Source organism: Candidatus Palauibacter sp., assembly GCF_965208055.1.
Classification (GTDB): domain Bacteria; phylum Gemmatimonadota; class Gemmatimonadetes; order Palauibacterales; family Palauibacteraceae; genus Palauibacter.
Genome location: NZ_CBDBNY010000004.1, coordinates 1,992,402 through 2,008,224 on the forward strand (window position 1 = coordinate 1,992,402; position 15,823 = coordinate 2,008,224).

The window sequence follows — 15,823 nt, forward strand, 5'->3', positions numbered from 1 at the left end:
GTCTCCGCTCAGAGGATGTACCGTCTCAGGTCTTCGTCGTCCGCGATGCGCGACAGACGATCCCGCACGAAGTCCGCGTCGACGGTGATCGTCTCGTTCGCCCGCGCCTCCGGCAGATCGAAGAGGATCTTCTCCAGGAGTGTGCTGAGCACGGTATGGAGACGCCGGGCGCCGATGTTCTCCGTCCTTTCGTTCACGTGGCTCGCGATGCGGGCGATTTCGCGGACCGCGCTCTCCTCGAACTCGAGCCGGGCGGACTCGGTCTCCACGAGTGCCCGGTACTGCGCGAGGAGGGCGTAGCGGGGTTCCTGGAGGATGCGCGTGAAAGCCTCCGCGTCCAGACTCTCGAGTTCCACGCGGATCGGGAACCGGCCCTGCAGTTCGGGGATCAGATCCGAGGGCTTCGCGATGTGGAACGCCCCGGCCGCGATGAACAGGATGTGGTCCGTGCGGACCATCCCGTAACGCGTCTGGACCGTGGACCCCTCGACGATGGGCAGGAGGTCGCGCTGCACGCCCTCGCGCGAAACGTCGGGTCCCGCGCCGCCGTGCTTCCCGGCGACCTTGTCGATCTCGTCGAGGAAGACGATCCCCATACTCTCGGTTCGGCGCAGCGCCTGCTCCGTGACCTCCTCCATGTCCACCAGGTTCGCGAGTTCCTCGGAGCGGAGGATCCGGCGGGCGTCCGCTACGGTGACTCTGCGGCGGCGCGTCTTCTTCGGCAGTACCCCCTTGAGGACTTCCCCGATGTTGAAGTCCACGCTCTCCATGCCGCCGCCCACATCCAGCATGGGGATCGAGCTTTCGCTGACCTCGACTTCGACTTCCCGTTCGTCGAGCATGCCGTCGCGCAGGAGGCCGCGGAGTTTCTCGCGCGTGCGATGCTTGCGCTGCTCGGAAGGCTCGTCGGAGCGGGTTTCGGATGCGTGTCCCGCAAGCGACACGACGAACTGCCGCTGCGGGTCCCCGCCGGAACCCGCCACGGGCTCACCCTCCGCCACGGGAGGAAGCAGCAGGTCGAGGAGGCGCTCCTCGACTCGCCGGTCGGCGATCTCACCGTGCCGGGCTTCCTGCTCCTCGCGCACGAGCTTGATCGCGATCTCGACGAGATCCCGGATCATCGATTCCACATCGCGGCCGACGTAGCCCACTTCGGTGAACTTCGAGGCCTCGACCTTGATGAACGGAGCGCCCGCAAGCCGCGAGAGACGGCGGGCGATCTCGGTCTTCCCCACGCCGGTCGGGCCGATGAGGATGATGTTGTTGGGGAGGATCTCCTCGCGCATCCCCTGGTCGACGTTCTGCCGCCGCCAGCGGTTGCGGAGCGCGATCGCGACGGCCTTCTTCGCCTCGTCCTGTCCGATGATGTACTGGTCGAGTTCCTCGACGATCTGTCGCGGGGTGAGCGCCGCCGCGATTCCGGGGTCGCCGGGATCCGGGGCGGGGCTGATATCGGGGCGGTGCGTCACTCCCCCGCCATCGCTGGTCGTCATGGTTCGTTTCCGTTCCCGTCCGCGTTGCCGTCCGCGCTGCCGTCCGCGCTGCCCGGGAGTTCGAGCACCGTGATCTCCCGGTTCGTGTACACGCAGATCTCCGCCGCGATCTCGAGGGCCTGCCGGGCGACTTCCGCGGCCGGCAACTCCGTCCGGCGGACGAGGGCCCGCGCGGCGGCGAGCGCGTGCGGCCCTCCGGAACCGAGCGCGAGAATGCCGTCGTCCGGTTCGATGACCTCTCCCGTGCCGGCGATGAGCAGGCTCGTCTCCCGGTCGGCGACGGCGAGCAGCGCCTCGAGCCGCCGGAGGTAGCGGTCGCTCCGCCACTCCTTCGCGAGTTCCACCGCGGCGCGCGTGAGGTGGCGAGGGTAGCGTTCGAGTTGCGCCTCGAACTTCTCGAACAGGGTGAGGGCATCGGCGACGCCGCCGGCGAAGCCCGCCAGGATCCGGCCATCGCGCATGGTGCGGAGCTTGTTCGCCTTCGCCTTGACGACGGTTTCGCCCATGGTCACCTGACCGTCACCCGCCATCGCGACCTCCCCTCCGACCCGGACACAGAGGATCGTCGTGGCTCGTATCATTCTCTTCATTCTCCTCCGCGCGGATGGGCCCGGGAGTGTACGCGCTTGAGGCGGTCCACGGATGTGTGCGTGTAGATCCGGGTCGTGCTCAGACTCGCGTGTCCCAGCATCTCCTTCACCGAGACGAGGTCCGCCCCCCGATCGAGAAGGTGGGTCGCGAAGGAGTGGCGCAGCGAATGTGTGGTCAGCCGGTCACCGTCCGCGACCCGCGCAAGTTGGGCCGTCACGTCGCGCTGGATCTGCCGCCGCGAGAGGCGGGTGCCGCGAACGGAGAGGAACGCGGCGCGGGAGGTGCTTTCCCCACGTTTGCCGAAGTAGGCGCCGAGCGCTTCCGAGGCGCGCCGGCCGAGCGGGACGATGCGCTCCTTGCCCCCCTTGCCGAGAGCGCGAATCTGCCCGGCACCGAGGTCCGCGGCGGTCACGTCGAGGCCGTGCACTTCCGCCAGCCGCAGTCCGCACGAGTAGAGCACCTCGAGGAGGGCCCAGCGCCGCAGCGCCACCGCGGATCCGTCCCGCCGCGCCGCCTCGCCGGCCGAATCGAGCAGTTCGCGCGCGTCCTCTTCGCTCAGAAAGGAGGGCAGCGTCCGGTCCCGGCGGGGAGTGCGCACGAGCCGGGCCGGGCTGGCCTCCACCCGATCCGTGCGCTGGAGGAAGGCGAAGAAGGCGCGCACCGCGCCAAGCTTGCGGGCGATCGAGGAACGTTTCAGCCCGCGCAACTCCAGGTCTCCCATGAAGGAACGGATGGACACCCGATGTACGTCCGCCCAGCACCAGTCGCGTGTTCCCTCGTACGCGCTCACGAAGGCCTCGAACTGGTCGAGGTCGCGACGGTACGCGGACACGGTGTTGAGGGACAGCCGTCGCTCGGCACGGGCGTAGCGGAGGAAGTCCTCGACCCAGGCGCGCCGGGCTCGCGCTCGCGCACCGGTGGGCGCGGACGTCCCGGTCATTTTCTCGACGACTTCTTGCGGGGGCCGCCGCGCCGCCCACCCGCCTTTCTGGTCGCGTCGCGCTCCTTCCGCTTCCTCAGCAGGTCCAGCGCCATGTCCAGCGTGACCTCATCGGGCTCCGTCCCCCTGGGCAGCGAAGCGTTCGTCTTGCCGTGTTTGACGTAGGGGCCGTAGCGACCCTTGTAGATTGCGATCGACTCGCCGTCATCGGGGTGCGCGCCGACTTCCCGCAGCGGTGTGGCGCTCGCCCGCCGGGCCCGCGTCTTGGGCGCGGAGAGCAACTGCATGGCGCGCTCGAAGGTGATCTCGAGCGGATCGTCGTTTTCCGCCAGCGAGCGGAAATCCTTTTGGTGGACGACGTACGGACCGTAGCGACCGATCCCCACCTTCACCGGGTCGCCGCTCTCCGGGTGCGTGCCGAGCGGGGCGGGCATGGCGAGCAGCTTGAGCGCCATCGCCAGCGACACATCCTCCGGCTGAACGTTCTTCGGGAGGGAGGCGCGTTTCGGCTTCCTCCCGTCCGTCCTCTCGCCTTGCTGCACGTAGGGGCCGTAGCGCCCCTCCATGAGGTAGATGGCCTCTCCGGAATCGGGGTCCTCTCCCAGCCGGTCCGGACCTTCCGCCCGTTTCTGGAGGAGATCGATCGCCTGCTCCTCGCTGAGGTCGGCCGGGGCGACATCCTCCGGGAGGGACGCGGTGAGCCGATCACCGTTGCGCTCGAGTTCGAGGAAGGGGCCATAACGGCCGATCCGCACGCGGGGGGTGAGGTCCTGGAGGCGGACGGTCGAGGCCTCGCGCGGGTCGATGGCCGCTTCGCGCTCGACAAGTCGCGCTTCGAGACCGTTCCCGCCGCTGTAGAACTCCCCGAGGTACGCGCGCCAGTCCACGTTGCCGCGTGCAATCTCGTCCAGCGCCTCCTCCATCTCGGAGGTGAACCCGGTGTCGACGAGGTTCGGGAAGTGATCCTCCAGGAGACCGGTCACCGCGAACGCGATGAAGGTGGGCACGAGTTGCTTGCTCTGTCGCACGGCGTACCCTCGATCGACGACGGTCGAGATGATGGCGGCGTACGTGGAGGGGCGCCCGATGCCGTCCGCCTCCAGTTCCTTCACGAGCGCCGCATCCGTGAAGCGGGGGGGCGGCTTCGTCTCGTGCTTCCGACTCTCCAGCTTGCGGTTCTCGAGTGCCTGACCCTCCCGCATGTCGGGGAGGACCGTTTCCTGGTTCTCCAGCGCCGCGTCCGGGTCGTCGGAGCCTTCGACGTAGGCGCGGAAGAAGCCGGGGAACTCGATGACTTTCCCCGCGGCGCGGAAGCGCGCCTCCTCCGCGTCCACATGCACGTTCAGGTGCCGCAGCCGGGCATCCGCCATCTGCGTCGCGACCGCACGTCTCCAGATCAGTTCGTAGAGCGCCTTCTGCCGGCCGGTGAGTCCGAGTTCGGCGGCCGTGCGCATGTCGGTGCCGGACGGGCGAATCGCCTCGTGGGCCTCCTGGGCGGAGCGGGATTTCGTCTTGTAGCGCCGCGGGGCAGAGCTCAGGTATTCCTCTCCGTACCGGGCCGCCACGCGGCTTCGGATCGCCGTGATCGCGGCTTCGGACAATGTGACGGAATCGGTCCTCATGTAGGTGATATGGCCGGCCTCGTAGAGCGCCTGCGCAATCCGCATCGTGTCCCGGGCCCCGAGGTTCAGCTTGCGGTTGGCCTCCTGCTGGAGGGTCGCGGTCGTGAACGGAGGATACGGGCTCCGCTTCGACTGCTTTTCCTGCAGCTTGACGACCTTGAAGGTCGCGTCGGCCAACCGCGCGCGGAGGGCCTCGGCGCGTTCCCGGTCCAGCAGGACAACCTTGCGGCCGGACTTGAGCGCGCCGGTGCGTTCATCGAAATCCCGGCCCCTCGCGATCGCCACACCGTCGAGCGCAGCCAGATCGGCCGTGAAAACGTGCCCATTCGCGGCGAGGTGGGCGCGCAGCCGCCACCAGGTCCCGCTCCGGAAGGCGCGCCGCTCCCGTTCGCGCTCGACGAGCAGGCGGACGGCGACCGACTGCACGCGGCCTGCGGAGAGTCCGGGCTTGATCTTCTTCCACAGGAGCGGGGAGACCCTGTACCCGACGAGGCGATCCAGAATCCTGCGCGCCTGCTGGGCTTCGATGCGGGGGAGGTCGATCTCTCCCGGCTGCTCGAGCGCCGCGAGCACGGCATTCTTCGTGATCTCGTTGAATGTGATGCGGCGGAACCGCTCTCGAAGCGACCGCTTCCGCGCGGTCAGAGCCTCGACAATGTGGTAGGCGATCGCCTCGCCTTCGCGGTCGGGGTCCGTGGCGAGGAGAATGGAATCCGCCTTCGCCGCCTCCGCGCGCAGCTTCCGGAGGACGGGTTCCTTCCCCTCGATCGTGACGTACTCCGGCTCGAACCCCTTTTCGACGTCGACGCCGAGGCCGCTCCTGGGGAGGTCCCGGACGTGCCCGACGGATGCCTGTACGCTGAAGCCGGCCCCGAGATACGACTCCAGGGTGCGGGCCTTCGCGGGCGACTCCACGATGACGAGATTCACGTGCGGCCTCTCAACTCTCCTGTGGTCCTTCCGTGGTTCCTTCCACCGTTCCTTCCCGGTCCGCCGGCGGGCGGGGGGCGAGACGCCGCAGACATCTCAGCGCTACCTCCACGACATCTTCCGGTTCCCGTCCATCCGTCTCCAGCGCCAGTTCGGCCTCCGCGTAGGCGGCCTCCCGCGCCGCGAGCAGGGCGGCGAGCGCGGCCGCCGGGTCGGGTCCGGCCAGCAGCGGCCGGACCTCGGCGCCTTCCCCGGAGAGGCGATGGATCGCGGTCTCGGGGCGCACGCGCAACCAGACGCGTACCCGGCCACCGGACGTACGGTCGATGTCCCGGCGCGCCATCCACCCTCCTCCGGTCGCGACGACGACACCCGCCATCCGTGCCGCTCGCGACGCGGCCCGGGCCTCGAAGCGCCGGAACTCGGCCTCCCCGCCGACGCGGAACAAGTGAGGGATCGTCGCCCCCGCCAACTCCTCGACCTCACGGTCCAGATCCACATAGCGATACCCCAGCCGCCGGGCGAGGAGCGGTCCTATCGTACTCTTCCCCGCCCCGGAGAGCCCGACGAGCCAGATCTTGCGCGGCACGCCCACCGCGTCACGTCCCGATCCGGGCGAGGTAGCTGTCCATATTGGACCGCATCTCGGCGACGCTGTCGCCGCCGAACTTCTCGATCCACGCGTCGGCCAGCACGAGCGCCATCATCGCCTCTCCGACGACGCCGGCCGCGGGCACGGAGCACGTATCGCTGCGCTCCAGGAGCGCCTTGGCGGGCTCGCCGGTCCGGGTGTTCACGCTGTCCAGGGGGCGCCGGAGCGAGCTGAGCGGCTTCATGGCGACGCGGGCCACGATGTCGCCCCCCGTCGTCATCCCCCCCTCGAGTCCGCCGGCATTGTTCCGGCGCCGCCGATAGCCCCCGCTCGCGGGGAGGGCGGGATCCCGCTCGATCTCGTCGTGCACCTCCGACCCCCGGAGGCGCGCGGCCTCGAAGCCCATGCCGATCTCGACGCCTTTCATGGCGTGGATCGACATCATCGCCCCGCCGATGCGGCCCCCCAGGCGGGTCTCCCAGGTGACGTGGCTCCCGAGCCCCACCGGGACGCCGCGCGCCACAACCTCGAATACGCCCCCCAGCGAATCCCCGGCGCGGCGGGCGGCATCGATCGCGTCGACCATGGCGGCCGACGCGTCCGCATCGATGCAGCGCACGGGCGACGCGTTCGTCACGGCGAACAGATCCTCCGGCAGCGGCAGTCCGGGCGGGATCGACACCGGACCGATCGACACCACGTGGCTCTCGACGTGCACGCCGAATTTGGCCAGCAGGCGCTTGGCGACGGCCCCGGCGGCAACGCGTGCGGCGGTCTCCCGCGCGCTGGCCCGCTCGAGGATGTCGCGCGCGTCCTCCCTCCCGTACTTGAGCATCCCCGCGAGGTCCGCGTGTCCCGGCCGTGGCAGGTACACCCGGCGCAGGAGTTCGTCGTCGTCCACCTCCGGCGCGTCGATCGCCATCGCCGCGCGCCAGTTCCTGTGATCGCGGTTGGGGATCCGGATCGCGATCGGCGACCCGAGGGTCTCGCCGAGCCGCACACCGCCGAAGATCTCGCCCACATCCTTCTCGATCCTCATGCGGCCGCCCCGGCCGTGCCCTCCCTGGCGGCGGACCAGCTCGAACGAGACATCGCCGGGCCTCAGAGCCAACCCGGCGGGGATCCCTTCCAGCACGGCGACCACGGCGGGGCCGTGTGTTTCGCCCGCCGTCGTCAACCTCAGACACCTCAGCATCCTGTCCTCATCGCGTCAACATCGCATGACAGTCGCATGAACATCGCGTGGATCTCTCCTCATCGAACGGCCGTTCCAACGGCGGGAAAAGGATGCGCCGAGGCGGGAGCCGCAACCTGCCGGCCCCCTGACGGCCCCCGCCAGCCCCTTACCGCCCCCTTACCGTCCGTCCGGCTGGCGATGAATGATGTGCGGCGTAACGAGGATGATCAGGTCCTGTTTCACCTCATTCTCCTTCGTGCTCCGGAACAGATTTCCAATCAGCGGGAGGTTCATCAGCCCGGGAATCCCGCTGCGGCTCCGACTCACCTCGCTCAGCGTAAGTCCGCCGATCACGGCGGTCTCACCGTCATCGAGCAGCAGCGTCGTCTCGCCGATCTGTTTCTCGAACACGAAGCCCACATCCGAGAGTCCGAGCTTCAGCCCGGACCGTTCAGCCATCAGTTCCAGCCGGATCTGATTGTTGTTCGTCACGTGCGGGACGACGTCCAGAATAATCCCCGTGTCCTCGAAATCGACGTTGACGCGCGCGGACTCGGTCTGGGCTCCCGGCTCCAGAACCCGGATCGGGGTGCGTTCGCCCACCTGAATCCTGGCGTGCGCGTGGTCCACGACACGGATCGAGGGCGCCGCCTGCACGTCCGACAACTGCTGCGATTCGAGCGCTTCGAGGAACGAGAAGAGGGAGAACTCGCCGAACGCCACGGCCGTCAGGATCTGAAGCGCCGGCTTGATCGGGCGATCGTTCGCGTTCGCCAGCGCCGCGACCGCCGTGCCTCCGAGGCTCACGAGCGTTTCGTTCGTCCGCTTGACGAACCCCTGATCGACCGTTCCGTCGCCATCCACGTCGACGAATTGAGGCGGCGAGTTGGGGTCGGGCGCCGAGATGACGTCGTTGATGCCCTGTTCCACGAAGCCGCCGGCCCGCTCCTTGAGGTCGTACACGATCCCCAGTTGCTGTACATCCGTCCGGTCGACAAACACGATCTTCGCCTCGATCGCCACCTGGGGCAGACGTCGGTCCAGCGCCGCGATGATCGTGTCCATCCGCGCGACGACGGATGGTGCGTCGGTCACAATGACCGTATTACTGCCGGCGAACGACACGACCTGGCCGCGATCGGGCGTCGCCAGTTGGCGGAGCGTCTCGGCCACCGAGTCCGCTTGCGCATAGTTGATGCGGATCACGCGCGTTTCGCTGAGCAGTTGATCCCGCGCCTGGAGGTTTTCGAGCCAGTCGACGACGATGATCCCGCTGTCGGTCCTGTGCCAGCCGAGGTTCTGGGCGGACAGGATCGCGTTCAGCGCCACGTCCCACGGCTGGTCGCGGATGTCGATGCCTCGAACGACGACGGACGCGACCTCTCCATTCGGGACGACCGAGATGTCCGCGAACTCCGAGAAACCGGCGAGGACGTCGAGCATGCTCGCGCTGTCGTACACCACCGAGATGCGCGATTCGGTCTCCTGCACGACCGGCGGCGGCCCGGCAACCCCCCGAGCTTCCGTCGTGGACCAGGGAGAAAAGGGCGGCCCCGGGTTCTCGAAGGTCACGCGAACCGCGCCGGAGTCCGCGGTTACCCGGTAGGCGGTTTCCCGATCGAGGTCGAAGATCAGCCGCACCGTCTCGGGCCGGAACTGGGTTGAACGGATGCCGATAACTCCGCCGCGGTCGATCCGGTCGTAGTGGCGGCGCGCCAGTCCCCGGTTCACCCCCTGCAGGTCCAGAAGGAGCCGCGGAGGATTGGCGAGCATCATGTGGCGGGGCGTCGCCGGTCCTCCGACGACCACCGTGATCTCGGTCTCCGTCCCCTCGGAAGCGATCCTCACTTCCCGCATCTCGGCTGGAGACGCGGCCGCAACCGCCGCGGCGAAGGCGACAACGGCTCGGGAGATCATCCGCCTGTCCTCCGTTCACGCCTCACCCGCAGTGTCTCCCGACGGCTGACCCCGAAGCTCGTGATCACGAAATCCACCTCCTCAATGCGAATTTGCACGACCCGGGCCGTGCCGATGATGTCGCGTTCGCGGGCACGGTATCGACGGCCCGTCGTTCGATCGGTCAGAATCGCAACGCTTCCGAGTTGCGGGTGGTACAGCACGCCGGAGAGCGTAAGGTCTCCGAAACGGGGCCCCGCCTGCGTGTCGGGGTGAAGCGGCAGGAACGGGTCGCGTCGCTCGAAGGCATGGTAGGAGAAGATCTCCCGCTCGTAGATCGGCGGCCGCGTCTGCGCCGCGATCTCCGCTGGACCAGCCCGGAACGCTGTGGCGAGCACCACGGCGAGAATCCTGCGAATCATCCGTCCTCCGACGAGACGGCGTCTTCCGGCGGAAGCACGAAGGTCTCGAGGCTGAAGCGCGCGTGAACGAGTTGCCGTCCCGAGTCCGTGATGCGGGAGGGTACGATCTCGTCGACCTCGGGCCGTACGATCCGGGCGAAGCTGGCGACTTGCGTCAGGAACCGTCCCACATCGTGGTACCCCCCCTCCACCTCGAGCGCCCACTGCTGCCGCACGAAGTAGCCGGTGGAGTCGGCCACGGGATCGGAGGGCAGCGCGCGGACCAGTTCGAGCCCGAGCGACTGTGTTTCGGCCGCGATGGCTTCATAGATGGCCTCGACTTCACCCTCTCGCGGAATGAGCCGCTTCAGCACCGCGAGTTGCCGTTCGCCGAGTACGAGATCCTCGTGGATCTCGGCCAGGTTGCCGTCCTGCAGCCCGGCGAGGGCGTTGGCTCGCTCGGTCCGCTCGACCCGCTCCGCCAACCCGGCCAATTCCACGCTGCGCGGGTTCCAGAAGTGCAGATGGAAGGCCGTCCCGCCGCCCAGCAGGAGTACGAGTCCGAGCGCTCGGTACTGCGCGCGGGGATCCCTCGGTAGCACGGTCACGTCGGTTCGACTCGCCGAGAGGCGGACGCATGGGCGAAGCGAAGAACGAGGGTGAAGGCCTGCCGGGAGACCTGATCGGGATCGGATCCCTGCTGCTGGCTGCCGACGATCCTCACATCGGCAATGTAGTCCGAGGTGTCGAGGGTGCGGACGAATTCCGTGATCGCGAGCGGATTGCCCGCAATCCCCTGAACTTCGACCGCAAGGTCGGGCGGCGGCGACAGTTGGCGCAGAGAAGTAAGCCAGGCCGGCGGCGGGAGGGCGCGGCTGATTTCGTCCATCATGTGCGGCCACGCGAATCGGTCGCGGTCCAATTGTTCGACGAGGGCGACGCGCTCGCGGATCTCGCGAGATTTCTCCGTCAGGCTGTCGCTGGCCGCCCGGAGTTCGGCGAGTCGCGCCGAGTCCGCCACCGCTGCTTCAAGACGCACCGCGAGTTCGCCGGCTTCGGCCCGCTGCAATCGCCATAGCGCGATCACGCCCGGCGGGATGGTCAGTGCCGAGATCAACAGCGCGACGCCCCAGAAGTCGATGCGGAGACGGCCATCGCCGCGCCCATCGGTCGCGATCCCTTGCCGCGGGCGCAGAGCTTCGGGGAGAAGATTGATCTCGATCATGGCCGTACCCGCTCTCTCACCTTCAGCCTCCCCGGACCGGAGACCGAAGAGCCAGCCCGACCGAGAGCATGAGCATCGGCGCCACCGAGCCCAGATCCGTCCGATCCGCAACGTCGGGCGCGACCTCGATGCGTGCGAACGCGTTCGCGAGACGCGTCTCCACTCTTGTCGTCTCTGCGAGGATCTCGACCAGACCGGACACCGTGGCTCCTCCCCCGCACAGGTATACGCGTGCAATCCCCGGTCCGGTCTCGACGAACGCCCCCGCCCGGTCGATACCGCGTGCGATCCGGCGGGCGCACTCATCCAGCCCGTCTGCAGTCGGGCCCCCGATGGCCAGTTCGCGGGTCAGCAGCGGAAGCCCATTCCGGAGCAGGTGTATGGCGGTCGAATGGGCCCCGATGTCCACCAGCACGGTTACATCCTTCATCGCCGCCGGATGGTTCGCCTCGAACGCGTTGCGAAGGGCCAGAGCCTCCACGTCGACCGTCGTCGGGTTCAGGTCCGCCCGCCGCAGGAGTGCGACCCGCGTCTCGATGACGTCGCGTTTCGCCGCCGCCAGCAGCACGCTCATCGTCGAGCCTTCTCCGTCCGGATCGATGATCGCGAAGTCCAGTTCCGCGTTCTTCATGTCGAAGGGGACGTGCTGTTCCGCTTCCCACGGCATCACGGCGCGGGCCTCCGCCTCATCCATCCGGTCGATTTCGATCACCTTGCTGAGCACATCGCGGCCCCCGATGCCGATGACCACATCGCGGGGCTTGATTCGCTCCCGCCTGAACATCGAGGAGAGCGTGTCGGCGACACGCTCCGGATCCCCGATCGTCCCGCCGCGCTCGGTATCCGCCTCGTTCGGAGCGGTCGCGAGCCCCGTCAGGCGTGGCCCGCTCTGGCCATGGTCGATCACCGCGGCCTTGCTGAAGCCACTGCCGACATCGACCCCGACGGTCGTCTTCCGGCGCCGCAACCCGAGTCTCCTCATGCTCAGTTGCGGAGCGACATCGCGTAAACGACCCGCCGGCCCGCCGCGCGACCGTTGCGGCCGATGGCCGTGCCGGTCAGCCGAACTTCGCGCACGCGGGAGAGATCCGCGGGCGCTACGCCGGCCTGGATGGCGCCGCTCGACAGCCGGTACTCGAACGCCGCGCCCAGCTCGAGTGGGGACACGAACTCCTGGCCGTTGCGCCGGATGGATACCGTCCCCGCCTCGGAACCGGATCGGCGGATGGCGTAGGTGAGCCGTCCATAGACGCGAGCGAGCGAGCCGGGTACGGGCGTCGTACCGAAGCCCCCGTTCCAGCCGCTCGTGCGCCGGAACCACCGGGTCGGCATTCGGTTCGCCCGATCCGCTCCCGCCGCCCGGCAGGCGGTCTCCGCCGCCGCCGAGACACTTGAGACGGGCGTAAACCCGTCCGCGTAGACCCAGTCCGCCGAGTACGGCTCGGAGAACGCCGTGCCGCGCCACCCGGACTGAAGGTTGGCGGCGATGGAATCGTAGGCGAAGAGATCGATCGAGCCGCTGCTCACCGTGTCGCACACGACCGCGCTCAACACGACGACGCGCAGGGACACGGTGTCGCGCGTTGCAAGGAGCAGGTCGCCCGGCCCGGCGCTGCGGATCTCCGCTCCCATTCCGTCGGCCAGTGCGCGTGCGATCTGCGAGGCCTGGATGGCGTCCTCATTACGCAGGTGAAAGCGGCTCTGACTCCCCAGCAGGCCGATGAGCAGGCCGACGAGCAGACCGGCGCCAGCGAGCGCGACGAGCATTTCGGCAAGCGTGAACCCTTCCTGGCGGCATGACCCGGCGGGCGTCAGGGGGCGCGGAACGCTCATGGCGCCGCGGGCAACGGACGAGGCCGCGAGAGGACGATCTCGAGTGCCGCCGCCGGGGCCGGCGGCAGCGACACGGTCACGCGGGCGTGCTTGAGCCGCGGCAGCGGCGCGGTCACGTCGTGCGAGATGTCGAATCGACGTCCACCGATATCGACGGTACTCGTGTGGGAGACGGCGGCGGCATGTCCGGCCCGGACGAGCGACTCCACGGCGTTTCGTCCCGCGAGCGCGTGCTCCGTATCCCACTCCGCCCGGAGCGCCAGGGAACCGATCCCGAGCGCAACGCCCGCCGCTCCAAGGACCCCGACGGACGTGACGACGATGGCCAGCAGGACCTCCACCAGACTGAAGCCCGCGGTCTTCAATGTTGAAAAGGTACCGAGCGAACCCGGCCCAGGAAGTTCGACACCAGCCGAATGCCGCGCTCGCCGCGATACAGGTAGACGCTGCCGGAGGCCCCGTGCCCCCGGGCGTTGAAACGGAGAGTGGAGGGCTGCAACCGCACCGAGTCGAGCCGGCCGAGTGCGTGCCTCCCGAGATCGACGCGAGACAGCAACGACCCTCCGCGCCGCGATACTTCGAGACGGGTTCCCGCGAGCGTCACCGTAGTCGGCGCATGGGTCGCCATGGCGTGGAGACGTGCCAACGCGAGCTGCGACTCCGCCACCCGGGCGGCTCGGGTCAGACTGAAGCCGTCGAGGGGTCCGCGCGAGATGATGAAGGTCGCGGCCAATCCTGTAACCGCCAGCGCGACCGCGACCTCCACCAGACTGAACCCGTTCCGCCCTGTACGCGATCCATGCGACCCGCGTGATTCGCCTTGTTGCACGGGGTGCTTCCTTTCTCGAATGAGCGTTTGCCAACTCTGTCCGTAAGCATCGCTCCCCGTGTCAACGGCGCATCAACAGGTGGTGGCTTCGGTGATCTGTCCGACGACGCCCGTGGCGTTGGCGGCCGACGAATTGACGCACCACGTGTTCGGCGAGGATGCGTGTTTCGCCGTGATCCGGTAGCCGTCCGTGTACGCTGTCACGGCCAGCGTGATGTTCGTGCTGGCCTGGAAATCTCGAGTCCCGTCGCCATCGAGGTCCGCCCCTCCGCCGGCCGCCACGCTGGCGGCGGCATAGGCCTGATGGTTGAAGAAGTACGCTTCCTCGGCCGTCATCATGTTGCGAAGGTCGCTCTGCGCGGCGGCATCGAACGCCTTTTCCTTCGTACTCGTGAACTGCGGAATCGCGATGGCCGCCAGAATACCGATGATGACGACCACGATCAGCAGTTCGATCAGCGTGAATCCCTCGGTGCCGCTCCTCGTCGTTCTTCTCATCCCTCTCCTCACTTCCGCCCGGGTTGGATCTTCCGCAGCACCTCCGGTGGGGCTGCGCGGGCCGCGGCTCCGGCGGCGCGCCGGTGACCACAGCCGGTTACCCCACAGTTAGTCATCGTCCAGCAACGGAGTATCAACACCCCAGTCCGGAGGTTCATCGAAGCCGGAGGCCGCACGGATTCGGCCATGCCGCACCGACAGGGTCAGCGAATGCACACGTCCGGCACTGTCACGCAGCGGCCGGCGGATATCGTCGGTCCCGCCCGATGGCTCCAGAGGCTCCGGAGGCGGCAACCCCAGCGCGCGCAACGCCTCCGCCACGGTGTCGAACCCCCCCGCGAAGGCGGCCGTCCACGACCGGACGAGTGCCGGACCGCCGATCCGGTCCGGCCTGGCTCGCAGACGCAACGTCCAGTTCGGAGCCTCGAAGCGCAGCCACCGGTCCTCCCCCGCCCGCCGGTCCGCCGCCACGCGTCCGTACCGCTCGAAGGCCGCATCGACGGGCTGGCCGAGGAGGTCCCGCACGCAGGGAGCCTTCACGCACCGGAGTGCGCCTTCGTCGTTTGTACTCGCGGACATGCGGCAAGAAGAGGAATGAGGGGAAAGCCCGCAAGCCGCGAGGCCCCGCTTCCCGCGATGTCGGCGAAGGCGTTACTGGATCGCGTTGATGAGTTCGAAGATCGGGAGGTACATGGCGATGATCATCCCGCCGACGAGACCTCCGAGGAACACGATAAGAACCGGCTCGAGTATCCTCAGCAGGCTCTCGGCGCCGGCATCGACTTCGTCGTCGTAGAAGTCGGCAATCCGGGCCAGCATCCCATCGAGATCGCCGGTCTCTTCTCCGACGTGGATCATTCGGGTCACCATGGGAGGGAAGGCCCGGGTCTCCTGCAGAGGCCGAGCGACGGAGTCACCCCGCCGGATCGCGACCCGACTCGCCCGTATCGCGTCTTCGATGACCTGGTTTCCCGCCGTCCGTGCCGTGATCTCGAGCCCATCGAGAATCGGGACGCCCGACGAGAGCAGCGTCCCCAGGGTCCGCGTGACGCGGGACACCGCGGCTTTTCGGATCAGCGATCCGAGGACCGGCAGCCGCAGCAGCATACGGTCGAGGCTCCGCCGGCCCGCATCCGTGGCGGCCCAGCGGTGCAGTGCCAGGGCCCCACCGCCCACCACGGCGAGCAGCGCCCACCACCAGTTCTGGAAGATCCCGGAGAGGCCGATGACCACGCGTGTCGGGAGCGGGAGCGTCGCATCGAAGCTCGCGAACACGGTCTCGAACGTCGGGATCACGAAGAGCAGGAGCGTCGCGACGACCGCGATGGCCACCGCGAGCACGACGCCCGGGTAGAGCATGGCGCCATTCATCTTGCGACGGATCTGCTCGCTCTTCTCGAGGAAGGTGGCGAGGCGGTCGAGAATCCCGTCCAGCCTGCTCCCCGACTCGCCGGCATGGACCATGTTGACGTAGAGCTGGGTGAAGACGCGGGGGTGCCTTTCGAGTGCGCCGGCCAGCGTGTTCCCGGCCTCGACGTCGCGAAGCGTGTCGCGGGCGACGTGCCGAAGCGCGGAGTTCTCCGCCTGGAGCGCGAGGGTCTCGAGCGTTCGGGTGAGCGGTAACCCGGCGCTGATCATCACCGAGAACTGCCGTGTGAACAGCACGAGATCACGCGTCGTCACCCGCGCCGACGGCGCCAGGATCCGCCGTACAAGTCGGCCCATGTTTGCCGCGGCAGACGTCACAGGCCCTCGATCGCAAGAGAGGTGGACCGACCGCCAGCCCCCACATCATC

Annotated in this window: 17 protein-coding genes; all 17 read right to left on the reverse strand. The window is 68.3% G+C overall.

Annotated features, from left to right (window positions below):
* Nucleotides 1-8: 8 nt before the first annotated feature.
* Nucleotides 9-1,493: an ATP-dependent protease ATPase subunit HslU gene (gene hslU / locus ACOGXI_RS08770; protein WP_419938480.1), complete on the reverse strand. Its 1,485-nt coding sequence runs from the start codon at nt 1,491-1,493 to the stop codon at nt 9-11.
* Nucleotides 1,490-2,074, reverse strand: a complete 585-nt coding sequence (hslV, locus tag ACOGXI_RS08775) for an ATP-dependent protease subunit HslV (RefSeq protein ID WP_419938481.1) — start codon at nt 2,072-2,074, stop codon at nt 1,490-1,492. The genes hslU and hslV overlap by 4 nt, the downstream gene beginning before the upstream one ends.
* Before the next feature lie 5 nt (nt 2,075-2,079).
* Complete coding sequence (locus ACOGXI_RS08780) at nt 2,080-3,024, reverse strand: tyrosine-type recombinase/integrase (protein ID WP_419938482.1); 945 nt, start codon at nt 3,022-3,024, stop codon at nt 2,080-2,082.
* Nucleotides 3,021-5,576, reverse strand: a complete 2,556-nt coding sequence (gene topA, locus ACOGXI_RS08785) for a type I DNA topoisomerase (RefSeq protein WP_419938483.1) — start codon at nt 5,574-5,576, stop codon at nt 3,021-3,023. The genes ACOGXI_RS08780 and topA overlap by 4 nt, the downstream gene beginning before the upstream one ends.
* Before the next feature lie 10 nt (nt 5,577-5,586).
* Complete coding sequence (locus ACOGXI_RS08790; protein WP_419938484.1) at nt 5,587-6,165, reverse strand: shikimate kinase; 579 nt, start codon at nt 6,163-6,165, stop codon at nt 5,587-5,589.
* 10 nt (nt 6,166-6,175) lie between these two features.
* Nucleotides 6,176-7,363, reverse strand: a complete 1,188-nt coding sequence (aroC, locus tag ACOGXI_RS08795) for a chorismate synthase (RefSeq protein WP_419938485.1) — start codon at nt 7,361-7,363, stop codon at nt 6,176-6,178.
* A 159-nt stretch (nt 7,364-7,522) separates the two neighbouring features.
* On the reverse strand, nt 7,523-9,262 hold the full coding sequence (locus tag ACOGXI_RS08800; protein WP_419938486.1) for a secretin N-terminal domain-containing protein: 1,740 nt from the start codon (nt 9,260-9,262) through the stop codon (nt 7,523-7,525).
* Nucleotides 9,259-9,663, reverse strand: coding sequence for a hypothetical protein (locus ACOGXI_RS08805; RefSeq protein WP_419938487.1), 405 nt, complete (start codon nt 9,661-9,663; stop codon nt 9,259-9,261). Before ACOGXI_RS08805 ends, ACOGXI_RS08800 begins: the two co-directional genes overlap by 4 nt.
* Nucleotides 9,660-10,250, reverse strand: coding sequence for a type 4a pilus biogenesis protein PilO (pilO, locus tag ACOGXI_RS08810; protein ID WP_419938488.1), 591 nt, complete (start codon nt 10,248-10,250; stop codon nt 9,660-9,662). Before pilO ends, ACOGXI_RS08805 begins: the two co-directional genes overlap by 4 nt.
* Nucleotides 10,247-10,867, reverse strand: a complete 621-nt coding sequence (locus tag ACOGXI_RS08815) for a PilN domain-containing protein (RefSeq protein WP_419938489.1) — start codon at nt 10,865-10,867, stop codon at nt 10,247-10,249. The genes pilO and ACOGXI_RS08815 overlap by 4 nt, the downstream gene beginning before the upstream one ends.
* A gap of 22 nt (nt 10,868-10,889) precedes the next feature.
* On the reverse strand, nt 10,890-11,834 hold the full coding sequence (gene pilM / locus ACOGXI_RS08820) for a type IV pilus biogenesis protein PilM (RefSeq protein ID WP_419938490.1): 945 nt from the start codon (nt 11,832-11,834) through the stop codon (nt 10,890-10,892).
* Between the two features lie 17 nt (nt 11,835-11,851).
* Nucleotides 11,852-12,700: a hypothetical protein gene (locus ACOGXI_RS08825; RefSeq protein ID WP_419938491.1), complete on the reverse strand. Its 849-nt coding sequence runs from the start codon at nt 12,698-12,700 to the stop codon at nt 11,852-11,854.
* Entirely contained in the window at nt 12,697-13,065 is a 369-nt protein-coding gene (locus ACOGXI_RS08830) for a type IV pilus modification PilV family protein (protein WP_419938492.1), read from the reverse strand. The genes ACOGXI_RS08825 and ACOGXI_RS08830 overlap by 4 nt, the downstream gene beginning before the upstream one ends.
* Nucleotides 13,062-13,529, reverse strand: a complete 468-nt coding sequence (locus tag ACOGXI_RS08835; protein WP_419938493.1) for a prepilin-type N-terminal cleavage/methylation domain-containing protein — start codon at nt 13,527-13,529, stop codon at nt 13,062-13,064. Before ACOGXI_RS08835 ends, ACOGXI_RS08830 begins: the two co-directional genes overlap by 4 nt.
* A 72-nt stretch (nt 13,530-13,601) precedes the next feature.
* The gene (locus tag ACOGXI_RS08840) at nt 13,602-14,027 is read right to left on the reverse strand and encodes a type IV pilin protein (protein ID WP_419938494.1); all 426 of its coding nucleotides are present in this window, start codon (nt 14,025-14,027) and stop codon (nt 13,602-13,604) included.
* A 108-nt stretch (nt 14,028-14,135) separates the two neighbouring features.
* Nucleotides 14,136-14,567, reverse strand: a complete 432-nt coding sequence (locus ACOGXI_RS08845; protein WP_419938495.1) for a hypothetical protein — start codon at nt 14,565-14,567, stop codon at nt 14,136-14,138.
* Between the two features lie 111 nt (nt 14,568-14,678).
* A complete protein-coding gene (locus ACOGXI_RS08850; RefSeq protein WP_419938496.1) occupies nt 14,679-15,752 on the reverse strand; it encodes a type II secretion system F family protein in 1,074 nt (357 codons plus the stop codon).
* Nucleotides 15,753-15,823 lie beyond the last annotated feature (71 nt).

Excerpts from the sequence above, each read along its gene's own strand:
- hslU (WP_419938480.1), bottom strand. The coding sequence starts at position 1,493 with ATGACGACCAGCGATGGCGGGGGAGTGACGCACCGCCCCGATATCAGC.
- hslV (WP_419938481.1), bottom strand. The coding sequence starts at position 2,074 with ATGATACGAGCCACGACGATCCTCTGTGTCCGGGTCGGAGGGGAGGTC.
- ACOGXI_RS08780 (WP_419938482.1), bottom strand. The coding sequence starts at position 3,024 with ATGACCGGGACGTCCGCGCCCACCGGTGCGCGAGCGCGAGCCCGGCGC.
- aroC (WP_419938485.1), bottom strand. The coding sequence starts at position 7,363 with ATGCTGAGGTGTCTGAGGTTGACGACGGCGGGCGAAACACACGGCCCC.
- ACOGXI_RS08800 (WP_419938486.1), bottom strand. The coding sequence starts at position 9,262 with ATGATCTCCCGAGCCGTTGTCGCCTTCGCCGCGGCGGTTGCGGCCGCG.
- ACOGXI_RS08805 (WP_419938487.1), bottom strand. The coding sequence starts at position 9,663 with ATGATTCGCAGGATTCTCGCCGTGGTGCTCGCCACAGCGTTCCGGGCT.
- ACOGXI_RS08815 (WP_419938489.1), bottom strand. The coding sequence starts at position 10,867 with ATGATCGAGATCAATCTTCTCCCCGAAGCTCTGCGCCCGCGGCAAGGG.
- ACOGXI_RS08825 (WP_419938491.1), bottom strand. The coding sequence starts at position 12,700 with ATGAGCGTTCCGCGCCCCCTGACGCCCGCCGGGTCATGCCGCCAGGAA.
- ACOGXI_RS08840 (WP_419938494.1), bottom strand. The coding sequence starts at position 14,027 with ATGAGAAGAACGACGAGGAGCGGCACCGAGGGATTCACGCTGATCGAA.
- ACOGXI_RS08850 (WP_419938496.1), bottom strand. The coding sequence starts at position 15,752 with ATGGGCCGACTTGTACGGCGGATCCTGGCGCCGTCGGCGCGGGTGACG.